The organism is Nostoc sp. ChiVER01 (assembly GCF_034531155.1).
In the GTDB taxonomy this organism is placed as follows: Bacteria; Cyanobacteriota; Cyanobacteriia; order Cyanobacteriales; family Nostocaceae; genus Nostoc.
In genome coordinates, this window is sequence record NZ_JAVRBS010000020.1 from 94303 (window position 1) to 114373 (window position 20071).

Genomic DNA, 20071 nt, shown 5'->3' on the forward strand with positions numbered 1-20071 from the left:
TCGTTGAAGATGCCGACTGAAATATCAACCAAGCTGGCAGACAGTATGAAAATAAACATCAAGATCAAAGACAAAGTGGTTACAGCCACATTGATCGACAGCAAAACCACTCAGGATTTTATTTCCCTGTTGCCATTAACGCTGACATTAGAAGATTACGCGAGAACTGAAAAAAACAGCGATCTGCCAAAAAGATTATCTACAGAAGATGTACCCCCAGGCAGCGATCCTGCTGTTGGAGATATTGCTTATTACGCTCCCTGGGGGAATTTGGCGATATATTATCGAGATTTTGGATATTCAAACGGACTCGTTATCCTCGGAAAAACAGATGATGGCATTGAGGCATTGAATGTGCCTGGCTCTGTAGAAGTGACAATCGAGCTTGTTCAATCGCAATAAAGAGGGCGATTTCCCTGTTGCCCTCCTGAGGCGATAGGTCATGCAACTGGGAATATTTCGCCTCGTACCCAATGCAAGTGATATCCAGGTCAGTCCATCTTCCCTAGAGATTGTTTAGTAAAACCTGATGGTTTTAAGACCTTATTAGGTGAAAAATTCAAGGAGTAAAAAATGACAACGAACGAGAATGGAAACTACACAGGAAAGGTTGCGTTTGTGACCGGAGCCGCGAGCGGTATCGGTCGAGCTACGGCGCTGGCGTTTGCCCGTGAGGGTTCCAGCGTGGTGGTTGCTGATGTTTCAGAACAGGGCAATCAAGAAACGGGCCGCATGATCGAGGAACTCGGCGGTCGGGCGATCGCTCTCAAGTGCGACGTGACGCGATCTGAGGACGTGAAGGCCGCTCTGGACAAGACCATCGAGACCTTCGGGCGGCTGGACTTCGCCTTCAACAACGCGGGCATCGAGCCGAGGAATGCGGCTCCAACCGCAGAGTACGAGGAGGAGGAATGGAACCGGATTATCGACATCAACCTCCGTGGCGTTTTCCTGTGCATGAAGCATGAGATTCCCCTGATTCTCAAGCAGGGACGTGGCGCGATCGTCAATACGTCATCAGGCGCGGGAATCATCGGCATAAAGGGCAGCCCCGCGTATACCGCCGCGAAACATGGCGTGATCGGACTGACCAAGGCAGCAGCCCTCGACTACGCCGCGCAGAACATCCGCGTCAACGCCGTCTGTCCCGGCTACATCGACACCCCGATGATGGGTCGCTTCACCGGTGGCACGGACGAAGGGCGTGCGAAAGTGATTGCGGAAGAGCCGGTCGGACGGATGGGCAAGCCTGAGGAGATCGCTGCGGCCGTCGTCTGGCTGTGCTCGGACGCGGCTGCCTTCGTCATTGGGCACGCTATGGTCATCGATGGCGGCCAAACGGTGCAGTGATGTTCGTCGCCAACACGATCAAACCCTAAACGCACCCTATCCAGAAAATCAACGAAGCCTACAATCGCCTGCTCAAGTCTGATGTGAAGTACCGCTTTGTGATTGATATGGCATCCCTGAAATCTACATAACCGAGGTGGAACCTCGAAGGAATAACAATGCAAAAGCGCAAACTTGGAAACAGCAACTTAGAAGTCTCGGCCATCGGGCTGGGCTGTATGGGAATGAGCTTTTCCTATGGCCCGCCCAAAGACACGCAGGAGATGATCGCTCTTCTCCGGGCCGCTGTCGAACGCGGCGTTACATTCTTTGACACCGCCGAGGTCTACGGCCCGTTCTTAAACGAAGAGCTAGTGGGCGAAGCCCTCGCTCCCTTCCGCGATCAAGTGGTCATAGCTACCAAATTCGGATTTGACATCAGTCCGAATTCTGATCCTCGTGGGATGAAGGGTTCACCCGGATTGAATAGCCGACCGGAGCATATTAAGGAAGTCGTTGAGGGTTCGCTCAAGCGACTCAACATCGAGACAATCGACTTGCTCTATCAGCACCGGGTTGACCCGAACGTACCGATCGAAGACGTTGCAGGAGCAGTGAAGGAACTGATTCAGGAGGGTAAGGTGAAGCACTTTGGACTCTCGGAAGCAGGCGTGCAAACGATTCGTCGCGCTCACGCAGTTCAACCTGTAACAGCACTTCAGAGTGAATACTCGCTGTGGTGGAGAAAACCTGAAGCGGAAGTTATACCGACCCTTGAGGAACTCGGAATCGGCTTTGTCCCGTACAGCCCACTGGGCAAGGGCTTTCTCACTGGCAAGATCGATGAAAGCACGACTTTCGACAGTTCCGACTTCCGCAGCACCCTGCCTCGCTTCACGCCAGAGGCTCTTAAGGCGAATCAGGCTCTGATTAATCTGCTTGGCAGCATTGCCGAACAGAAGCAGGCTACACCTGCTCAGATTGCGATCGCCTGGCTGCTGGCTCAAAAGCCGTGGATTGTTCCAATCCCAGGCACCACAAAGTTGCATCGCTTGGACGAAAACATCGGGGCTGTCTCAGTCGAACTCACGCCCGACGATCTGCGTAACATCGATGATGCTGCTTCCAAGATCACGGTGCAAGGCGCTCGGTATCCTGAAAAGCTGGAGCAAATGACCGGTCGTTGAGCGGCAAAAAATGTGTTCTCTGGTTCAATTGTCGCATCATTGTAGCATCTCGTATTGCCCTGTCCTTCTTTGTCCGTTTGAATTGGGGCGGAGTACAAGCTCCGTCTCAGTTTTTCCCGCCTCCTGCCCCCTTGCCTCTTTTGACAGGTTTATAGTCGATTCTTAGTTGGAATTACAATCATCGAGAAATAAGGTACTTCATCTGGATCAACTTCATCCAAAGGTATGATGCGTTGCTGTGATGTTGATGCTCGCTCAATATATCTTGCCCGTGATGCTAGCCCTAATTTATGCAGGATATCTCGTACTTTGGTAAAGTGACGACCTAGCTTCATAATTGCGGCTGCGTCGGTCATCAGCAGATGTGTAGTTAGTTCTTCTGCTGGCAATGGCGCGGGTAAGACTGTGAGAATATCGGTGTAGTAGGTGAAAGGTACACCCAATGCTACCGGACAAGCCATCAGCGAGGAAACCCCGGGTACAACTTCTGTTTCATACTGGTCACATAACCGAGTGAACACGTACATGAATGAGCCATAGAAAAATGGATCTCCCTCACACAGTACTACAACATCTCGACCGGCCGCTAAATGGTCGGCGATTGGTTCAATTTCCTTGTCATAAATAGACTTTGCCTTTTCTGGCTCCAAAGCGCGGGGGAGGTGAAATAACACCTCTATTTGATTCCCAGGAAGATACTGCGCGACGATCGCTCTGGCAATACTTTCTTTATCTGTGGCTGATTGATAAGCTACCACAGGAGCCGCACGTAATAACCGCAGTGCTTTCAGAGTCAATAGTTCGGGATCGCCTGGCCCGACACCAATTCCATAAAGACGACCTTTATTTTCCATATTCATTCTTCCTCCGTTGCCAGGGCGTTAACTGCTGCGGCTGCGATCGCACTTCCACCGCGCCGACCGTGTAAGGTCAAAAATGGTACATTCCTGCTGTCTGCTGCCAATGCGGCTTTCGATTCGGCTGCACCGACAAACCCCACTGGAAAGCCTAAAATTATAGCAGGTTTCGGCACTCCTTCATCGAGCATTTCTAATAGGCGGAATAGTGCTGTGGGCGCATTACCGATTGCAATCACCGATCCTTCCAGGTGCGATCGCCATAATTCTAGGGCTGCCGCCGACCTTGTAGTACCCAGACGCTGGGCAATTTCTGGCACTTCCGGTTCGTTGAGAGTACAAATCACTTGATTATTTGCAGACAACCGTCGCCTGGTAACGCCATCGGCAACCATCCGGCAATCGCACAGAATTGGCGCTCCTGTGGCTAGTGCTACCCTTGCAGATTGTACTGCTGTTGGTGAATATCCCAAGTCAGTGACAATATCCGTCATTCCACAGGCATGAATGAGACGTACAGCAACTTTTGCTACATTTGGCGGTAGCACATCTAGGTTCGCTTCTGACCGGATGATTGCAAAAGAATTGCGGTAAATTTCGTTGGCATCTCGGATGTAGTCGGGCATTCGATTTGGGATTTTAGATTTTGGATTTTGGATTGACAAATAAAATCGAAAGGCTTAGATTGCCGACTTCTCTAGAAAGTTGGGAATCTTCTTATTTACAAATGATTTAGGAATAATATTAAATAACTGCTGTAATTGGGCGATCGCATATCGATTAGCAAATTCCCCAAAGGACTCATCAGAATTTAGACGTTGAATTTTATATACACATAGCATCCGCTCTATTAATGCCGGTAGTTCGGCAAAAGTTACATTTTGATATAGTTCACGTCCGAATTTCTCCTTGCTGTCACCAACATAAACGTGATAGCCTTCCAGAGTTCCATTGTCAGCTTCAATGCTGACACCAAGCAGAGTAATATCACTCTTGCTATGCTGGGCGCAGGATTTTTCGCAACCGCTAAAGTGGATATTAACTGGGCAATCCAGAGTAACGCGAGTTTCAAGATATTCTGCTAATCCTAATGCATGATCTTTGGTATCTGTGGCAGAAGCGGCGCAACCTTTTTTTCCAGAACAGGCAACTAATGCACTCTTGATGTTGGTTGCTGAAGAATCTAATCCTAAGAAAGCAATTTCAGTTTGGACATCGCTAACCCATTGCTGAGGAATATCAGTTAACAGTAGATTTTGCCAGGGGGTTAATCGAAGAGTGCCGCTACCGTATTTCGTTGCTAAATCTGCTAAACCTCGCATTTGGTTACTCTCCAATCGTCCAAGGGGTAAGACGACACCAATGTAAAATAAGCCTTGCTGACGTTGGGGATGGAGTCCAATATGCTGATACTTTCCCTCTCCTTGCACAAGAGTAGAGAATTCCTCCTCCTTCCTTAATAAGTTGGGGGTTAGGTCACTGCATAAAAGAGAAAAAGGTAAACGCTGCTGAACTTCCTGGAGATAATTTTCACAACCCAAAGTATTTAATAACTCTAATAGCCGTAGCCGACGTTTACTTGTAGTATTACTATGAGCTAGATAGACCTCTGCCAAAGCTCCCAAGACGGGTAAACATTGCTCTGGTGATAACAAAATTCCCATATCGCTGGGCGGTTGACCCTTTGCGCCTACACTGAGATGAAGGCGAAAATAAACATTACCATCAACTAAGACAGCAGCAAATAGGATATCATTCAAGCGATCGCACACCCGAATTATCCCACCACCATCAAAGCAAACGCTAAATTTTGCCGACAGTCCCGAAAGCGCCGGATGTGCAGCAATATAATCATCCCAACTTTGGACAAAAGGGCGAGTGTCGATTAATTCTAGCGAGTCGATACCAGCAGTCGGGCTGGTCATAATATTACGAATGTGGTCTACAACAGGATTGCGAGAACCCAGTCTCATATCCTGTAAATGTTTCAGAACCTCAGCATTTATCCCCGTGCGGATTTCGCGGACTTGTAGATTAGCTCGATTAGTCACATCTACATAGCCGCCACCGTACTGTTCTGCTATATCTGCGATCGCACGGCACTGCTGACTATTAATAATTCCACCTGGTATTCTAATGCGAGATAATATACCATCGGCGGCGGGTGTAGCATAAAACAAGCCAGGACAAGTGGCAAATCCAGAAAGCAAACTTGGAACTCCTTCCCCGTGCAACGCAGGGAGTAGACGGTGAGTGTGTCTTGACGACATCTTGAGAGTTGGCATTCTGACTTGGGTGATCCCATCACAGCTGCGGCACAGTCCCGGAATTTCACCGGAGTTTCCCAACTCCAAGCTTTAATAATTTAGCACGAGAAGGTAGTTAGAAAATTTAATGCTTCATATTTTTAACGGATTGCGGAAAGTCAATCAATCGCAAGGGCTTTGACTTTTTATATCCAGTGCTATATTTAAAAGCAATACCAATTCGTAATCCCCTGCGGGAAGCCGCACTTCATTCATCTACATATTTAAGAAAGTTATATTTGAATGGCTGCAAGAGATATTTTTCATAATGCTGTTAGAAAAGGACTAGAAAAAGAAGGTTGGGTGATTACAGATGATCCTCTAGAAATTGAAGTCGGTGGGGTTGAAATGTACATTGATTTGGGTGCAGAACCGATATTAGCAGCTGAGAGAGCCGGAGAGAAAATAGCGGTTGAGATTAAAAGTTTTCTTGGTGCATCAAATATTTACGAATTTCATACAGCATTAGGTCAATGTTTCAATTATAAAATTGCTCTAGAGATTCAAGAACCAGAACGAGTTTTATACTTAGCTGTTCCTTTAGGAACTTATAGCAGCTTCTTTGCATTGCAATTCATTCAAATTGTTATTCAACGCTCTCAACTAAAGCTAATCGTTTACGATCCTGTGAATGAGGTGATTGTAGGATGGAAAAATTAGAACAATATCGAGCTTATATTCAACAATTACTGACAGCTTATGCTAGTCGAGGTTCGTCAAAGAGTGAAATAGAAAAACAAGTTATTTTTGATTCTATTAACGATCACTATCAATTAGTGTACGTAGGCTGGAAGAGGCGACGACGGCAATATGGGTGTGTTTTGCATCTCGATATCAAAGATGAGAAGATTTGGATACAATACGACGGTACCGAGATTGGTATTGCCAATGACTTAGTAAAGTTAGGAATCCCAAAGGAAGATATTGTTTTGGCATTTCATGAACCATTAGTAAGGCAATACACGGGGTTTGGTGTGGGTTAAAAAAGCTATGTCATTGGGAGGAATTTCAAGTATAGAATATCCCAATACTTATTGTAGGATGTGCCAAAAATCCTAAACTTTTAACAGAAGTGGAGAATCTGAGCCTTTAGCGATGCCTGCGGCGGGCTACGCCTACGCAAACTATAATATTTACAATTCCCCTACTCAAAAACATAATTTTGAGCCACTTTCCAATAGCGCGAAAACCGCTTGAGGTCAATATAGCCATCATAGTCAAAAAATGGTTCCACCTCTAGCACCTCCACTTCTATAGAACCTTCCATTTGATTGCAGATATCATCAAATCGGGGACTCGGACTGTCGGCTGTGACGACTAAATTCGCATCATGTTCTTGAGCAAAAACTAAAATTTCTTGTGCCACATCGCCACGACGGATAACAACAGGTAACTCCAGCAAGCATTCGTAAATAAACGTGAGGCGTTTAAGACTCAGTTGCCATTCCTCTATCAAAGCCTCATCCCAAACCCAGATAGCTGGCGCATCGGGATATTTTTGTAATACAGGGTTGTATGGACTGAGGCAATCTCCATGTATCCAAACAATTGGTTTATTCATCTTTTTTGGTCTTTTATCTTACTTTTTACCTTTCTTTCCACGCTGCCAACTTTGGCTATTGGCTTGTTTGCTAAATTCCCCTTTGGGAAAAAGTCGCTGTTCTAATTCTTCATAGCTGCCTTCAAAATCACAATGACCGTAAAGGGGACATTTCTGGCAATAAATGCTTTTGGTGTAGCGTTCTAAGTTCTCACGATTGAAAAAATACGGTTTTTGACTAAAGGTGCTGGCAACCCATTGCCATGACATATTATTACTAGCAGGATCTCCATCTAAAAGGTGTTCGAGAAACCATTTGGCTCCTGCTTGCCAACGAATACGCAGCCAATGGACAATGTAAGCCGCTAGCCACATTCGGGCGTGGTTATGTAAATAGCCAGTTTCTCTCAAGTCATGGCTAAAACTATCGATGCAAACCCTACCTGTGGTTCCTTGTCTGATATCTTGCGGCAATTCGGGTGCATATTCAGCCACAGTGTAACCAGTTTTGTACTCTTCCTGGTCTTTCCAGATTCCATTTCCTAATTTGACATATAACCGTTGCCAATAGTCGCGCCAACCTAATTCGTTAATTAATTTCGTAGCATCGTTTTGTTGTACCCGTTCAAGGACATAATCTCGAATTTCTCGCAAACTCAAAACGCCATAACGGATGTAAGGCGAAAGTCGCGTGACTGCACCTGCGAAAAAATTACGTGTTTGGGCGTAGCTTACTGCATCGATTTTTTGCAGCGCTTTTTGTGCAGCTTTTCGTCCCCCAACGGTTTCACTGATGTGGTCATCGCGTTGTGCCGCATCTGGGAATTGTTCACGCAGGTAGGCTACCAACTTATCGCGGTTGGTAAATTCGCGTTGCATATCTTTAGACATTTGAACTTTGAAGGGTGAGAATAAATAAACAAAAACATTTGTAGGCTAAGTCATTATTATTGCGGATAAATATAAGCGATCGCTCTCAACCTGATGGGAGAACTTTAAATGTGCATGATTTGTTTGTGGATTCACTGCCGAAATTGGCTTCTGATAAAGAGTTGTTCTGCACTGAGCAAGATAATTGGTAGCCCTATAGATGCTTTCACGAGCGCTTCAGTCGTCCAATTGTTAGGCAGCAGATTGGAGAGGGATGCAACGAGCGTCAATGCAATTACAAGCCAGGGTGCGATCGCCACAAAATTCTGTTTCCAAGCTGCCTGTTGGTGCAGTCTAGCTTGGCTTTGGCGTGCGGCTTGACGCCAAAACCCAAAGGTACTAAGTACAGCGACAAGATATGACAGTCCGGCGTTGACTAGCAGAGTTGCTTTCAGGTTTGGAGTTATCTCAGGATACTGAAGGGCGATCGCCATTAGACAAACTCCCGTTGCTAGATACAGTAGCGTAAACAGGGTAAATTGTCTCATCGTTTTCTCCTTATGTCTAATCACAAATTGTTGGGCGGAAATTTGTCACACCGCCTACTATTTTAAAAATAAATATAGCTCTCGATGTATTAAAGTTAATGTTTTATTATTGCATATCAGGGTGACAGCATGATGACAAAATTATGGCAATACTATGGCTAATTAACACATTGAAACTATTGGTCTAACACTGCTAATTTATATGTCTTGCGATAGAAGACTTGAGAGCTTTTCTGATAATTAAATAATCATAAGTTTCAATACAACTTCAACTGAAATAATTTATTTAAAGTTTTGCATCCGTAATCTGGCTTTTGCTGCATAAACTCTCACAAAAATACTCGACTGAGTTACTTATCTCAAAGGAGTATTTACTTTTACAAATATCAGCTTTTAGCGAAATTAAGTTAATAATATATCTTCTGCTTGATTTGAAGTAACTTGCTAAAGCATTTGTTGAAAGTGATTTGACTTAGTACAGCATTTCATTAATTCATAGCGAATTAAATTTGGCAATACCTTGCAATGCCAATGCATCCCAATAGAATGTTAATGCGTGCCTCTGCAATGCTAATGCATCTCGATACAATGTTAATGCGTCGGCCGATCGCTTAATCTATGTACAATTCTAAAGCGATGTCTACGACGAGCTACGCTTACGCAATCTCTCACACTTCCATCATGAGCAACATTCCCCAAGTCGGACAACCAGCACCAGATTTCTCCACCCCTGACCAAAATGGCAATTCAGTCACTCTTGACGACCTCAGCAGTCAGTGGGTTGTCCTCTACTTCTACCCCAAAGATGACACACCCGGTTGTACTACCGAAGCGAAAGATTTCACCGAGTTGTATCAAGATTTCAGCGCACTAGGAGCGAAAATCTTAGGCGTGAGTCCAGATTTAGGTAAATCCCATTGTAAATTTATCAGCAAACATAACTTGTCAATCACGCTCTTGAGTGACCCAGAACATATTTTGACAGAAGCCTACGGTGCTTGGCGCTTAAAAAAATTTATGGGCAAAGAATATATGGGTGTTGCTCGCTCAACTTTTTTAATTTCACCTGATAAAATGATTGTCTATGCTTGGCCGAATGTGAAAACCAAAGGTCATGCTCTGGCAGTTTTAACTAAATTACGGGAATTAGCAGCTATATGAAAGAGTCGTTGCTGCTGGATGTTTTTTTGCTATAACCTTGCGATTAAGTATTTGAATTCATAGAATTGAGTTCACATCGTCTAGGGGGTTCGTATGGATTCTAATTCAAGGTTAGAGTATCTCTATAAAGAGTATGTTCGATTAAGTGAGAAAGCTGAAGAATATATCAAAAGTGCCTTTGAAGATTTGAAGTTAATGGGAGTAATTGGTGCAACTATAGCCCTTTGGAAACCAATTGTAGATGCAATCGTCTTAGCAAACCCAAAGATTGATCAAAGTGGAATTCTATTTTTAGGTTTTTTGAGTTTATTACTAGTTGTTGCAATCATTGGATTCTGGAACCTAATTAAGCAATCTTTCATTATTTTTTTTGCAGATAATCTCCAGGGCTATGAGGAAGAAATTAGGAAAGAGCTAAACGAAGCAGATTATTCCAGGGTTTTTAATTTTAATCTTGAAAAAGAAACTAAACTAATCGAAAGTTATCGGACTACCTTCGCTGCTTTCATAATAGTTTTTGCAATTGCAACTACTTTCATTCCGTTTATAATCTTGTTTTACACTAATGCTTATTATGCATTTGTTTATATATTATTGTCATTAACAATATTTGGATCTTACTTTCAAGTACTCAAGAAATCAACTAGAAAGTATTTTTCCATAAAAAAGTAAATGGAGGGAGGATTAATACAAAAATTCTACTTTGGTTATTAAATTTATCTGGAAACTGTCAATGCTATCATTGAAGTAAGAAATTAAACTTCTCGCCAATTAAAACTAATATGGTTCAAGTCATCCAAGCTCATAATGTCAGCCATGCTGATTTAGAAGCAAGATTTGGTCTGCAACAAACTGAAAGTGAAGGTTTTTTTACAGATTGGTTCGATACTTTACCGGAAATTACAGATTTAGAAAAGCAAGATTTAGACAGAATCAAGCTTCATTTTCTCCGTCTAGTCAAACGTCCTCCTTTGTCAGAAGAAACGGTGAAATTAGTAGTTTTATCTCCTTTACTCAATTTAGCTGGATTTTATGATGATCCTTTTTATATGAGAGGCGAGGAATCAATACAAATTTCTGCGGAAGATGAAGGAGAAATCATTAGAGGTAGAATTGATATTTTAGTTATTCAAGAACAATTCTGGTTGTTAGTAATTGAATCTAAAAGGTCTAGCTTTTCTCTTTTAGAAGCCGTACCTCAAGCACTTGTTTATATGTTGGCTAATCCTAATCAAGACAAACCTACTTTTGGATTAGTAACAAATGGTAGTGATTTTATTTTCCTGAAACTTGCCCAAGAGAATCAACCAAAGTATGCTATGTCTGACCAATTTACACTTTTAAAACGAGAAAGCGAATTGTATCAAGTTCTAAGTGTATTAAAAAATTTGAGTAAAAGTTTGAGTTAATAATTATGTCTATTCGTCCTATATACCTTGATTGCCATGCTACTACAGCCGTAGATGAACGGGTATTAGCAGCAATGCTCCCCTACTTCACAGAAAACTTTGGCAACCCAGCAAGTATTGGTCATGTTTACGGTTGGGAAGCAGAAGCTGCTGTTAAGCAAAAGCGAGAGATTTTAGCAGGAGCAATTAACGCCACTCCTGAAGAAATTGTTTTTACCAGTGGTGCAACAGAAGCGAATAATTTAGCTATTAAAGGTGTTGCTGAAGCTTATTTTAAAAAAGGTCAGCATATTATTACTGTTACCACTGAACATAATGCAGTTCTTGATCCTTGTAATTATTTAAAAACTCTCGGTTTTGAAATTACTATTCTCCCCGTTAAACAAGATGGACTGATTGATTTAAATGAGTTACACAAAGCTTTCCGTCCTGAGACAATTTTGGTTTCGGTGATGGCTGCAAATAACGAAATTGGCGTTTTACAGCCAATAGCCGAAATTGGGGAACTATGCCATGCTTACAACATCATTTTCCATACCGATGCAGCCCAAGCTATTGGTAAAATCTCTCTGGATGTGCAAGCGATGAAAATTGACTTGATGTCGCTAACTGCACACAAGGTATATGGGCCAAAGGGCATTGGGGCGCTGTACGTCCGCAGGCGTAACCCTAGAGTGCAACTAGCTCCCCAGCAGCACGGCGGCGGACATGAACGGGGGATGCGTTCTGGGACATTATATACACCGCAAATTGTCGGCTTTGGGAAAGCTGTAGAAATTGCCTTGGCTGAACAAGCAACAGAAAACCAACGCCTCACCCAGTTAAGGCAAAGCTTGTGGTCACAACTTTCCCAACTTGAAGGAATTCATCTCAATGGACACCCTCAACAACGATTGGCGGGAAACTTGAATATCAGCGTTGAGGGGGTGGATGGAGCCGCACTTTTGCTAGGATTACAGCCAGTAATGGCGATTTCTTCTGGTTCTGCTTGCTCATCAGCAAGTACTGCGCCCTCCCATGTTCTGACAGCACTGGGAAACCCCCAACAGCTAGCTTATGCCTCAGTGCGGTTTGGGATTGGCCGGTTTAATACCCAAGAGGAAATTGATATTGTGGCGAAACATGCGATCGCCACCATTCAAAGTTTACGCAAAACCTCTTTTATGGATTCTCGCGCAAGAAAGTACCAATCTGATCTAGCTCCTGCTGATTGAGGCGAAATTCACCAGCAGCGATGATCCCTTCCACCTGCTTGGGATTGCGTGCGCCAACGATCGCAGCTGTCACCACCGGATTATTTAAAGTCCAAGCGATCGCCACCTCACCAGGGGAGCGATCATGTTGCTTACCAATATCTTGCAATACTTCCACCAACTTCAGGTTACGAGATAAACGTGGCTCCTGAAATTCACTACTATTCTTGCGCCAATCATTATCTGGTAAATTGGCAACCCGCTCAGATGTCATCTTTCCTGTAAGCAAGCCAGATTGCATCGGTGAATAGACAATTACACCGATGTTATTTTCCTGGCAAAAAGGCAGAATTTCCTTTTCGACATCAGGCTTAACCAGTGAATAAGGCGGTTGCAATGAAGTAACTGGGGTAATTTTTTGGATACGTTTCAACTGTTCTACATTGAAGTTTGAAACCCCGATATAGCGAACCTTGCCCTCATCCTTGAGTTTGGAGAGAGTCGTCCAACCTTCTTCAATTTCTGACTCTGGGTTAGGCCAGTGGATTTGGTAGAGATCAATGGTTTCAATGTCAAGTCGGCGCAAACTAGCTTCAACTTCCCGCCGCACAGAATCCGCCTTCAGACTGCGACCAATTTCGCCCTTTTCATCCCAAATCATTGAACATTTAGTGAAAATGTAAGGGCGATTAGATCGACCCTTAAGCGCCTTAGCAACTACTTCCTCCGAATGTCCCAGACCATAGATAGCTGCGGTGTCAATCCAATTAACGCCCAGATCCAGAGCGCGAGCGATCGCTTCAATCGATTCCTGGTCATCCTGCGCTCCCCAACCAAAAGCCCATTCACCTCCACCGATCGCCCAAGCTCCAAAGCCGATTGGGGTAATGTGAAGCTCCGAATTACCGAGCTGTTTGGTTTGCATATCTATGTTTCTCCAAAAATTATTGAGTCAATTGCTAGTTTAGGTTGCAAATATTTTCTCAACCGCTATCTGAAGTGTGAATGACTACTAGTGAGAACACAACAGCAAATCACTACTTATGTAGGATTACTAAATTCTAAAGGTTGTGTTGATACATACTACTTATATATTAGTACAGCACGGCGTAAATCCAGCTACTATCTCAATTAACAAGATAAGACAAGTGGCTCAAGTCTCTTGTATTCGGCACAGTGTACTAGACTTGCTCAAGGATAGAACAGTTATCAGTGTTTATCAAAATAGAGAAGTAATATGTCAGAAGATTTAAAAGGCAAAGTTGCGCTAATCACTGGTGCAAACAAAGGTATTGGGTATGAGATCGCACGGCAACTAGGTTCTAGAGGCGCTACTGTTCTTGTTGCTGCAAGAGATATAAAACGTGGTGAAGAAGCGGCGAATAAACTTCGTTTAAGTGAGATCGATGCTCGATCAATTCAACTTGATGTCACCGACCAAACAACAATCGATTCTGCGGGTAAACAAATTGAGAGCGAATTTGGAAAACTTGACATCCTTGTGAACAATGCCGGGATCTTAACTGATGGCGATCGCCTTCCACCAAGTCAAGTTGATATTGAAACACTGCGACACACTTACGATACAAATGTATTTGGAGTGTTTGCAGTTACAAAAACGCTGTTGCCACTCTTAAAGAAGTCAACAGCAGGGCGAATAGTGAATATATCAAGTGGTTTAGGTTCTCTGACTCAAAACTCTGACCCAAATTATGAGTTCGCTAATTCTAAGCTTCTCGCTTATAACTCATCAAAGACAGCAGTAAATGCCATCACAGTTCTATTGGCTGCTGAACTTAAAGATACCCCAATTAAAATCAATGCTGCTGACCCAGGCTTCACAGCAACAGACATTAATCAAAACCAAGGATACCGCACCGTTGAGCAGGGAGCGATCGCAGCAGTGAGACTTGCCACTCTACCTGATGATGGTTCTAGCGGAGGGTTTTTTGATGAGGATGGCGTGGTTCCCTGGTAAGAAGTAGGGGGGCAGGGGGCAGGGAGCAGGGAGCAGGAATTAGAATAACTCGGTTCATCCACCTTTGATCTCCGTTAACGAGTCTTTGAACTGGATGAATCCACCTTTTATCTCCGTTCATCCAGCTTGTCTGCTTGTCCTCTTTTCCCCACTCTCCACTCCCCACTCCCCATTTAATATGGATTTGAATCAATCCGTCCCCTTTTAACACTCCTGAGATAGTACCCAGAAGTTGGTCTATTTCTCAAGTTAAAGGTATCGCCATTGCGAACTTTCCAAATTTTGTAATTAGAAAAGGTCAACGGCTTTCGGGGTTCACATACTTCTGGTATATGATTGCCAAGTACAAAATACGCGTCACCCCTACCCATAACTTTCACCAAACCGTTTTTATCCACAAGAACCGATGTACTTTCGCTAACCGCTATGCCTAAAACACTGTTAGCTACACCGTCCTTAATTTGACGAGCAATGAAAGCCATAATTCGACCCATTCTTTGACGCCTGTCGAAGTGCGTATCTACAATGGTTCCCTTCAAATTACTCCAATTGAAAAAGTTGTAAGTAAAAGTAATGTCTCGGTAGGGATCATCGAGTGCATCTCTAGTTTCAATGCCTTTTTCAGAAGAAGCACAAGCATCATAGACACAATCACTTTGGATCATCGCACCCGCACTAGTGCCACCAATACCACCTCCCTTAAGATAAACTGACTTAACGGCAGCCTCAAGCTTGGTATCTTTCCAATTACGGATGTATTGACATTGGTCGCCGCCAGCAAAGAAGATCACATCAGCATTTCTAACTTTTTCATAAATCTCAGCTTTATTTGCTTCTTCTCTATTGCGAATCAGAAGAGTTTCCACAAAGTTTACGCCCTTCATGGCATAAATTAGCCGATTGTAATCATGATTACCATTGGTGCGGAGAACTACAACATTAACTCTAGTACCGGAGTTACTACCTCCCCTAACTTGGTTGATCATCCACTGGATTGCATCATCGACATCGGGGCCACCCCCACCTAAAGTAATGACTGGGCCTGCTAAGGAGGGTCTAGCATTGTCGAAAGAGGGGGAGGGGCGGACATCAACAGTGTCACCCAGGAAGTAGCGTTTCCAGCTTTCAATAAAACGGTTTATTAGGAAGGTTCCCATCTTCAACAACTTGATTCCTATATTTTTCAAGCGCCTTGCTATGCTTGGGAATGCCTTTGTCATACTAAGCTTCTGGAGCAAACTGCAATTATTGCTAGGCTGTTACGCACTTTAATTGCTTATTTTTCCGTGAAATTCGTCCTTTGTCATTAGTCATTTATCAGTTACCTTTTATGAATAATCAATGACAAATGACAGTTTTAACGAAAAAATCTGCAACTTAAACGCGTACTAGCTTAACTCTGGCACTAGAGAGGGTAGAATTTCCAGCGTACAGGGCTTGTACTGTTTGTTAACTCAAAATAACGCGGAGTAATCATTTATTCTCTGGTCTACTCTGCGAAAATCTCCATATTGCTTGTGTCGTTTATAGCGCTTCTGCAAAAAATAAAATTCTAGATCCCCGGCATCTTTAAGATGCCGGGGATCTATGCTTACCAAGCAATTTGCGATCGCTCTTGTACAACTCGCTGATATACTTCTTCGGTTTGCTTGGCTAATTTTGGCCAGCTAAAGCGTCGCTTTAAATCCTCATAAGCGTTGTCCACCAGCCATTGCCGATATCCTGGATTTTTTAAAATCTCCAAAATTCCCCAAGCTAAAGAATCGGGATTGTTCACCCAAGTTACAATGCCTGTTTTCGTATGTTGTACTACTTCTGGAAAACCACCCGTATCAGAAACTACTACCGGAACCCGAGAAGCAAAGCTTTCTAAAGCCACAATTCCGAAAGGTTCGTAAAGACTAGGAAAAACGGCACAGTCAGCGACAGTTTGGAATCTATCTAAGTATTGATCGGAAAGAAAACCTGTAAAATAGCAATGATGCCAAATTCCCAAATCCCAGGCTTGGCGCTTGAGATGGTCAGTATTGCCGCCACCAACAATTACAAATTTAACGTTACCTCCCATTTGTGAAAGGATCTTAGGTGCGGCATTGAGCAATATAGGTACACCCTTTTCGTAAGTCATGCGACCCAGGTAATAAACGATTTGCTCATCGTCTGTGGCGAATTGGCGGCGAAAATTCAAAGCATGAAAATCTACGTTATGCTGTTTTTTTTCGGCTCGGATACCGTTATAAATGACATCGATTTTGTCCCAAGGACTGTGTAGCGCTCGTTCTACTTCTTGGCGCATATAGTTGCTACAAACAATAATTCGCCAAGCGTTGTAAGCTAGCAAGGTTTCTTTGCCATTTATATAACCTTGAATATCTGTGTGAATACCGTTATAGCGTCCGTATTCTGTAGCGTGAATTGTGGCAATTAGTGGTATTTTAAAATTATGCTTGAGAGCGATCGCAGCATCTCCTACTAACCAATCATGGGCATGAATTAAATCAAAAGGCCCTTCCTCTAAAATCAACTTACCACCATGATCTCCCATACTCAGGTTGAGATTGACTACCCAGTGGAAAAAGTCGTTACTATGTGCCACTGGCACTCGATGCACCTTTACTCCCTCAACCACTTCATACATCGACGCATGGCCAAATTCTGCTGTAATTAAGTGGACTTCATGCCCTAGCTTTACCAGTTCCGGGTACAATTCCGCTACATGCCGCGCAATTCCCCCAATAATCCTTGGCGGAAACTCCCAACTCAGTACCAATATCTTCATCTACCAGATTCCCCGACACTTTACAAATATCTAAAAAATTACATTTCCCTAAAAATACAAGGGTGGCAAATACAGTGAGTATGTTTACTAAAATTTTGAAATTTTTTAACAGTTATTTTGTAAAAGCTTATCAAAGGTTATCAACTGTGAGCTAGAGATAGGGACTTTCAATTAAAAAAATAATCAATCGCTGTGTAGGCTACGGTATACACACAAGTCGAAAAATTCTCTACTCACATTTTTGTCAGAGTGAAACTGTCACGCTTACCGACATCCCGCCCAGAACTGAAGTTCAGGGCTGATAGCCCAAGTCCACTCAAGTGGACTAAATAAACTGAGTTCGGGATAAGCTAAAACACTTATCCCACCGTTGCTTGGTTCTGAGATATGTCAACGTGTTTGCGTCGTTTCCGTCAACTAACGCTGAATAAATCTTCTTAACCCGAACTGACGTTAAATAATTAATTCAGTCCACTTGAGTGGACTTTAGCTATGAGACTCGGAATTTATTCCGAGGCAAAATAGAAACGCAGTGCCAGATTTATTAATGATATGGCTGCGGCAAGACTTGTGTGTACACCGTAGCCTTAAAGGAAGAGAGAAATAGAAGTGAGGTTTTCCAGATACCGTGAAAAGTCAGACCGAGGTAAGTCGAAACCAACGGCTATGGTAAATCTATTACTAGAATTTACATAAGGGAAAGACCGAATAAATTCGGTCTTTGAGATGTCGCTGCAAGCATTCAGTACTCTTAAATCAGTTTTGATCCAAGCGTAGTACTGCCATAAAGGCTTCCTGCGGTACATCCACAGTACCCACAGATTTCATCCGCTTTTTACCTTTTGCTTGCTTCTGTAATAGTTTTTTCTTCCGGCTGATATCACCACCGTAGCACTTGGCTAACACATCTTTTCGCAAAGCGGGGATGTGTTCGCTGGCAATAACTTTACTGCCAATAGATGCTTGAATTGGCACTTTAAATTGATGGCGGGGAATTAGTTCCTTGAGTTTTTCCGCCATTGCCCGCCCGACGTTGTAAGCTTTATCCCGGTGTACAATCATCGCCAAGGAATCCACAGGATCGCCGTTAATCATGATATCCAGCTTCACTAGAGGATTTTCACGGTAGCCGATGAGGTGATATTCCATACTGGCGTAACCGCGCGATCGCGACTTCATTTGATCAAAAAAGTCAGTTACAACTTCCGCTAAGGGTAACTCATAAGTAAGTGTGGTTCGTCCTTGGGTGAGATATTTCATATCTTTGAAGATACCACGGCGGTTTTGTGACAACTCCATCAGGCTGCCAACATAAGTTTCCGGCGTAATCATCTCTACTTGGACGTAGGGTTCTTCAATTTTTTCGCGATCGTTGGGAGAAGGTAAGCGGCTGGGATTATCGATATACAGTTCCTCACCTTTGTTGGTGATCACCTTATAAACCACCGAGGGGGCTGTAATGATTAAATCTAAGTTATACTCCCGTTCTAGACGTTCCTGAACAATTTCCATGTGCAGCAAGCCCAAAAACCCGCAACGGAAGCCAAACCCCATCGCGCTGGAAGTTTCTGGTTCGTAATGCAGCGCTGCATCGTTGAGTTCGAGTTTTTCTAAAGCTTCCCGTAAATCTTCAAATTGATCAGCATCAATGGGGAACATCCCACAAAAAACCATTGGGTTCGCTTCTGCGTAACCTGGCAAAGGTGCTTCCGCTTTTGCCTTACTGAGGGTAATTGTGTCTCCTACCCGTGCATCAGCTACAGCTTTAATTGCCGCTCCCAAATAGCCCACTTCCCCTGCGTGGAGTTCATCAACTTGCTTTTGAGTCGGAGAAAGAACGCCTAACTCATCAATTTCAAATTCTTTACCAGATGCCATTAAATGGATGCGATCGCCTTTTTTCACTGTGCCATCCATCACCCGGAAATACACAATTACTCCCCGGTAACTGTCGTAATAGCTATCAAATATTAACGCTCGTAAGCGCTCATTTATGGTATTAGGCGGTGGCGGTATCCGCTCCACAACTGCTTCTAAAATCTCATCAATACCAATTCCTTCTTTAGCAGAAGCAAGAATCGCACCACTGCAATCTAGACCGATAATTTCTTCAATTTCGCCAATTACCCGTTCTGGTTCTGCCCCAGGCAAATCAATTTTATTCAAAACCGGGATAATTTCCAGGTTATTCTCTAACGCTAAATAGACATTTGCCAAAGTTTGCGCCTCCACACCTTGGGACGCATCTACTACCAATAGCGCTCCTTCACAAGCAACAAGAGAGCGCGAGACTTCATAAGAGAAATCCACATGCCCAGGAGTATCAATTAAGTTCAGCACATACTGCTGACCATCCTTAGCTGTGTAGTTCATCCGGGCAGCTTGCAGCTTAATTGTAATGCCGCGCTCCCGTTCCAGCTCCATATTGTCGAGGAACTGTTCCTTCATCTGTCGGTCTTCAACAGTGCCAGTAGCTTGTAGCAAGCGATCGGCGAGGGTTGATTTCCCGTGGTCGATGTGAGCAATAATACAAAAATTGCGAATGCGAACTGCGGGAACGTCAGTCATATACTATTATCTTTGCCTTAGCAGCAACCAAAGTTAAAAGAGCAATTTACTTAATGTATTTTAATGCTTTCTTAGCCAAGACGCTGCTTTTAATGGGGAGTGGGGAGTGGGGAGTTAGGAGTTATTATTCCCCTGCCCCCTGCCCTCTTCACCCTATCTTTAAATTTTGATCTAAATAGGTGGACTTTTAAGAATATTATGAAAGTCTATTTGTCGCTGCTAGTATTCAACAACTAGAAGCGTACAATAAATATAAATAAGTACATGTAGGGATCATGTAAGGATCGTGGATAATTACCACCCGTAATTACCCATAATCATTGATTTATCAGCAAAACTTCTAAAG

The 20071-nt window shown here is 43.5% G+C and carries 20 protein-coding genes and 1 riboswitch; of the genes, 10 read left to right on the forward strand and 10 right to left on the reverse strand.

Features of this window, described 5'->3' with window-relative positions; all coding sequences use genetic code 11:
- Positions 1 to 9 precede the first annotated feature (9 nt).
- From RMY00_RS23815 to RMY00_RS23825, 3 genes are all read left to right on the forward strand, one after another.
- Positions 10 to 402 (forward strand): cyclophilin-like fold protein, encoded by a 393-nt coding sequence (locus tag RMY00_RS23815; RefSeq protein ID WP_322649903.1) that lies wholly within the window; start codon positions 10 to 12, stop codon positions 400 to 402.
- Between the two features lie 171 nt (positions 403 to 573).
- On the forward strand, positions 574 to 1350 hold the full coding sequence (locus tag RMY00_RS23820) for an SDR family oxidoreductase (RefSeq protein ID WP_322649904.1): 777 nt from the start codon (positions 574 to 576) through the stop codon (positions 1348 to 1350).
- 158 nt (positions 1351 to 1508) lie between these two features.
- Positions 1509 to 2516: an aldo/keto reductase gene (locus tag RMY00_RS23825; protein ID WP_322649905.1), complete on the forward strand. Its 1008-nt coding sequence runs from the start codon at positions 1509 to 1511 to the stop codon at positions 2514 to 2516.
- A 149-nt stretch (positions 2517 to 2665) separates the two neighbouring features.
- On the opposite strand, the gene RMY00_RS23830 is transcribed toward RMY00_RS23825, so the two are convergent.
- The 3 genes from RMY00_RS23830 to cobG form a co-directional block, all read right to left on the reverse strand.
- Positions 2666 to 3370 carry a precorrin-2 C(20)-methyltransferase gene (locus tag RMY00_RS23830; RefSeq protein ID WP_322649906.1) on the reverse strand — a complete coding sequence of 235 codons (705 nt, stop codon included), beginning with the start codon at positions 3368 to 3370 and terminating at the stop codon, positions 2666 to 2668.
- A gap of 2 nt (positions 3371 to 3372) precedes the next feature.
- Positions 3373 to 3999, reverse strand: coding sequence for a precorrin-8X methylmutase (locus RMY00_RS23835; RefSeq protein ID WP_322649907.1), 627 nt, complete (start codon positions 3997 to 3999; stop codon positions 3373 to 3375).
- Positions 4000 to 4053: 54 nt separating this feature from the next.
- Entirely contained in the window at positions 4054 to 5658 is a 1605-nt protein-coding gene (cobG, locus tag RMY00_RS23840) for a precorrin-3B synthase (RefSeq protein WP_322649908.1), read from the reverse strand.
- Positions 5636 to 5760: riboswitch (cobalamin riboswitch) on the reverse strand. Its footprint overlaps the gene before it by 23 nt.
- A gap of 162 nt (positions 5761 to 5922) precedes the next feature.
- Here cobG and RMY00_RS23845 point away from each other — a divergent pair.
- Positions 5923 to 6339 (forward strand): XisH family protein, encoded by a 417-nt coding sequence (locus RMY00_RS23845; RefSeq protein ID WP_322649909.1) that lies wholly within the window; start codon positions 5923 to 5925, stop codon positions 6337 to 6339.
- Positions 6327 to 6662, forward strand: a complete 336-nt coding sequence (locus RMY00_RS23850) for a XisI protein (protein ID WP_322649910.1) — start codon at positions 6327 to 6329, stop codon at positions 6660 to 6662. The genes RMY00_RS23845 and RMY00_RS23850 overlap by 13 nt, the downstream gene beginning before the upstream one ends.
- A 161-nt stretch (positions 6663 to 6823) precedes the next feature.
- Here the strand turns inward: RMY00_RS23850 and RMY00_RS23855 are convergent, their stop codons facing one another.
- From RMY00_RS23855 to RMY00_RS23865, 3 genes are all read right to left on the reverse strand, one after another.
- Complete coding sequence (locus tag RMY00_RS23855) at positions 6824 to 7240, reverse strand: hypothetical protein (protein WP_322649911.1); 417 nt, start codon at positions 7238 to 7240, stop codon at positions 6824 to 6826.
- An 18-nt stretch (positions 7241 to 7258) separates the two neighbouring features.
- Positions 7259 to 8110 carry an FAD-binding domain-containing protein gene (locus RMY00_RS23860; protein ID WP_322649912.1) on the reverse strand — a complete coding sequence of 284 codons (852 nt, stop codon included), beginning with the start codon at positions 8108 to 8110 and terminating at the stop codon, positions 7259 to 7261.
- 131 nt (positions 8111 to 8241) lie between these two features.
- The gene (locus RMY00_RS23865; RefSeq protein ID WP_322649913.1) at positions 8242 to 8637 is read right to left on the reverse strand and encodes a hypothetical protein; all 396 of its coding nucleotides are present in this window, start codon (positions 8635 to 8637) and stop codon (positions 8242 to 8244) included.
- 681 nt (positions 8638 to 9318) lie between these two features.
- On the opposite strand from RMY00_RS23865, the gene bcp reads away from it, so the two are divergent.
- The 4 genes from bcp to RMY00_RS23885 all read left to right on the forward strand — a co-directional run bounded on the left by bcp (position 9319) and on the right by RMY00_RS23885 (position 12421).
- Positions 9319 to 9798, forward strand: a complete 480-nt coding sequence (gene bcp / locus RMY00_RS23870; protein WP_322649957.1) for a thioredoxin-dependent thiol peroxidase — start codon at positions 9319 to 9321, stop codon at positions 9796 to 9798.
- 93 nt (positions 9799 to 9891) lie between these two features.
- The gene (locus RMY00_RS23875) at positions 9892 to 10470 is read left to right on the forward strand and encodes a hypothetical protein (protein ID WP_322649914.1); all 579 of its coding nucleotides are present in this window, start codon (positions 9892 to 9894) and stop codon (positions 10468 to 10470) included.
- 110 nt (positions 10471 to 10580) lie between these two features.
- On the forward strand, positions 10581 to 11207 hold the full coding sequence (locus RMY00_RS23880) for a type I restriction enzyme HsdR N-terminal domain-containing protein (RefSeq protein ID WP_322649915.1): 627 nt from the start codon (positions 10581 to 10583) through the stop codon (positions 11205 to 11207).
- Positions 11208 to 11212: 5 nt separating this feature from the next.
- Positions 11213 to 12421, forward strand: a complete 1209-nt coding sequence (locus tag RMY00_RS23885) for a cysteine desulfurase family protein (protein WP_322649916.1) — start codon at positions 11213 to 11215, stop codon at positions 12419 to 12421.
- On the opposite strand, the gene RMY00_RS23890 is transcribed toward RMY00_RS23885, so the two are convergent.
- Positions 12369 to 13325 carry an aldo/keto reductase gene (locus tag RMY00_RS23890; protein ID WP_322649917.1) on the reverse strand — a complete coding sequence of 319 codons (957 nt, stop codon included), beginning with the start codon at positions 13323 to 13325 and terminating at the stop codon, positions 12369 to 12371. The two genes, RMY00_RS23885 and RMY00_RS23890, sit on opposite strands and share 53 nt — an antisense overlap.
- 312 nt (positions 13326 to 13637) lie before the next feature.
- Between RMY00_RS23890 and RMY00_RS23895 the strand changes: the two genes are divergently transcribed.
- Positions 13638 to 14378 (forward strand): SDR family oxidoreductase, encoded by a 741-nt coding sequence (locus RMY00_RS23895; protein WP_322649918.1) that lies wholly within the window; start codon positions 13638 to 13640, stop codon positions 14376 to 14378.
- Positions 14379 to 14551: 173 nt separating this feature from the next.
- Here the strand turns inward: RMY00_RS23895 and RMY00_RS23900 are convergent, their stop codons facing one another.
- The 3 genes from RMY00_RS23900 to lepA form a co-directional block, all read right to left on the reverse strand.
- The gene (locus RMY00_RS23900; protein ID WP_322649919.1) at positions 14552 to 15598 is read right to left on the reverse strand and encodes a cyanophycinase; all 1047 of its coding nucleotides are present in this window, start codon (positions 15596 to 15598) and stop codon (positions 14552 to 14554) included.
- A gap of 371 nt (positions 15599 to 15969) precedes the next feature.
- Positions 15970 to 17157 carry a glycosyltransferase family 4 protein gene (locus tag RMY00_RS23905; protein WP_322649920.1) on the reverse strand — a complete coding sequence of 396 codons (1188 nt, stop codon included), beginning with the start codon at positions 17155 to 17157 and terminating at the stop codon, positions 15970 to 15972.
- A 756-nt stretch (positions 17158 to 17913) separates the two neighbouring features.
- Positions 17914 to 19725 (reverse strand): translation elongation factor 4, encoded by a 1812-nt coding sequence (gene lepA / locus RMY00_RS23910; protein WP_322649921.1) that lies wholly within the window; start codon positions 19723 to 19725, stop codon positions 17914 to 17916.
- Between the last annotated feature and the right edge of the window lie 346 nt (positions 19726 to 20071).

Coding starts and splice junctions, on each gene's coding strand:
- RMY00_RS23895 (WP_322649918.1), top strand. CDS start 13,638: ATGTCAGAAGATTTAAAAGGCAAAGTTGCGCTAATCACTGGTGCAAAC.
- RMY00_RS23815 (WP_322649903.1), top strand. CDS start 10: ATGCCGACTGAAATATCAACCAAGCTGGCAGACAGTATGAAAATAAAC.
- RMY00_RS23860 (WP_322649912.1), bottom strand. CDS start 8,110: ATGTCTAAAGATATGCAACGCGAATTTACCAACCGCGATAAGTTGGTA.
- bcp (WP_322649957.1), top strand. CDS start 9,319: ATGAGCAACATTCCCCAAGTCGGACAACCAGCACCAGATTTCTCCACC.
- RMY00_RS23850 (WP_322649910.1), top strand. CDS start 6,327: ATGGAAAAATTAGAACAATATCGAGCTTATATTCAACAATTACTGACA.
- RMY00_RS23880 (WP_322649915.1), top strand. CDS start 10,581: ATGGTTCAAGTCATCCAAGCTCATAATGTCAGCCATGCTGATTTAGAA.
- RMY00_RS23835 (WP_322649907.1), bottom strand. CDS start 3,999: ATGCCCGACTACATCCGAGATGCCAACGAAATTTACCGCAATTCTTTT.
- RMY00_RS23905 (WP_322649920.1), bottom strand. CDS start 17,157: ATGAAGATATTGGTACTGAGTTGGGAGTTTCCGCCAAGGATTATTGGG.
- RMY00_RS23825 (WP_322649905.1), top strand. CDS start 1,509: ATGCAAAAGCGCAAACTTGGAAACAGCAACTTAGAAGTCTCGGCCATC.
- RMY00_RS23845 (WP_322649909.1), top strand. CDS start 5,923: ATGGCTGCAAGAGATATTTTTCATAATGCTGTTAGAAAAGGACTAGAA.
- RMY00_RS23885 (WP_322649916.1), top strand. CDS start 11,213: ATGTCTATTCGTCCTATATACCTTGATTGCCATGCTACTACAGCCGTA.
- lepA (WP_322649921.1), bottom strand. CDS start 19,725: ATGACTGACGTTCCCGCAGTTCGCATTCGCAATTTTTGTATTATTGCT.
- cobG (WP_322649908.1), bottom strand. CDS start 5,658: ATGCCAACTCTCAAGATGTCGTCAAGACACACTCACCGTCTACTCCCT.
- RMY00_RS23865 (WP_322649913.1), bottom strand. CDS start 8,637: ATGAGACAATTTACCCTGTTTACGCTACTGTATCTAGCAACGGGAGTT.
- RMY00_RS23855 (WP_322649911.1), bottom strand. CDS start 7,240: ATGAATAAACCAATTGTTTGGATACATGGAGATTGCCTCAGTCCATAC.
- RMY00_RS23830 (WP_322649906.1), bottom strand. CDS start 3,370: ATGGAAAATAAAGGTCGTCTTTATGGAATTGGTGTCGGGCCAGGCGAT.
- RMY00_RS23890 (WP_322649917.1), bottom strand. CDS start 13,325: ATGCAAACCAAACAGCTCGGTAATTCGGAGCTTCACATTACCCCAATC.
- RMY00_RS23820 (WP_322649904.1), top strand. CDS start 574: ATGACAACGAACGAGAATGGAAACTACACAGGAAAGGTTGCGTTTGTG.
- RMY00_RS23900 (WP_322649919.1), bottom strand. CDS start 15,598: ATGACAAAGGCATTCCCAAGCATAGCAAGGCGCTTGAAAAATATAGGA.
- RMY00_RS23875 (WP_322649914.1), top strand. CDS start 9,892: ATGGATTCTAATTCAAGGTTAGAGTATCTCTATAAAGAGTATGTTCGA.